1 protein-coding gene is annotated in these 1,359 nt (G+C 64.5%); it reads right to left on the reverse strand.

The genetic code is table 11. The features are described 5' to 3' along the window. Positions 1-13 precede the first annotated feature (13 nt). On the reverse strand, positions 14-1,359 hold a 1,346-nt coding region (locus NW835_RS10835; protein WP_414415290.1), incomplete at its 5' end, for a cryptochrome/photolyase family protein.

Genomic DNA, 1,359 nt, shown 5'->3' on the forward strand with positions numbered 1-1,359 from the left:
GTCTTGTCCAGAGCTAGGAAAGAGTGGATAGTCTGCCCTGGGCCGGCTGAGAGTGCCTCTGCTGCACCGCCTGGTAGCGCCGCTTGAACTCCTGCTGCTGCACCTTGTGATCCACGATGGGATCCGGGTAGCCGCAGCGCCGCCGCTCCTGCAGGGCCCAGGATCCCTTGGGATCCTCCCCCACCCACAGCAAAGCCGGGGTATCTAGCCCCGCTAGCTCCGGCAGGTAGCGACGGATGTACTCCCCCTCCGGGTCGTAGCGGGCTGCCTGGGTGGCCGGGTTGAAGATGCGCAGTGGCCTGGGATCCGTACCCACACCGGCGCTCCACTGCCAGCCGCCGTTGTTGGCGGCCAGATCCCCGTCGACCAGCTTCTGCATAAAGTAGCGCTCTCCCCAGCGCCAGTCGATGAGCAGATCTTTGGTTAGAAAGCTGGCCACGATCATGCGGCAGCGGTTGTGCATCCAGCCGGTCTCGTTGAGCTGGCGCATGGCCGCATCTACGATGGGGTAGCCCGTCTCTCCGGCGCACCAGGCCTGAAACCAGTCCTGCCGGTTGTCCCACTCCAGCGCATCAAAAGCTCGCCGGTAGGCGCCGCTCTCCACGTAGGGCCAGTGGGCTAAGACATGCTTGTAAAACTCGCGCCAGCACAGCTCCTGCCGCCAAGTTTGCAGGCTGCTCTCGGCCTCTTCACTGCGCACCTCTGCTTCCACCTCCCGCGTAGCCTGCCACACCTGGCGAATGCCGATGGTTCCCCAGCACAGGTGGGGGCTGAGGAGAGAGGTGCCCTGTTCAGCCGGGAAATTGCGGGCCCGCTCATAGTCGAAAATGCGCAGGCCCTGACAAAAATCCTCCAGCAGCGCTTGGGCTGCCCTCTCGCCTGATGTCGGGATCCGCTGGTTGCAGACAAAGCCCAGATCCGCCAAGGTGGGCAGCGGTTGGGCTTCGAGGTTTGGCAGCGGCTGGAGCTCCTTGGGAATGGGGAAGGGATCTGGCTTGGGCAAGCTGGACCAGCGGCGCCAGAAAGGGGTAAAAACCGAGTAGGGCTCCCCCGCCTGGGTCAATACTTCCCCCGGCCCGTGCAGCAGCATATCTTGGTAAGAAAAAGACAGGATCCCGGCTGCCGTCAAGCTAGCCCGTACCCGACTCTCCTGCTGCCGGGCCAAGGGATCCAGATCCTCGTTCCAAAACACGGCCTGCGCCCCCAGCTCGGTGGCCAACTGCCGCAGCTCCACCGCCGGATCCCCCCGCCGCCAGAGGAGCGGGATCCCCATCTGGGCGTAGCGCTCCTGCAGCTCCTGCAATGCCTGGAGGAGAAACGCCACCCTGGCCGGGGCCATATCCGCCCGCTGCAAAACCT

Source organism: Synechococcus sp. OH2 (assembly GCF_047462155.1).
Classification (GTDB): domain Bacteria; phylum Cyanobacteriota; class Cyanobacteriia; order Thermostichales; family Thermostichaceae; genus Thermostichus.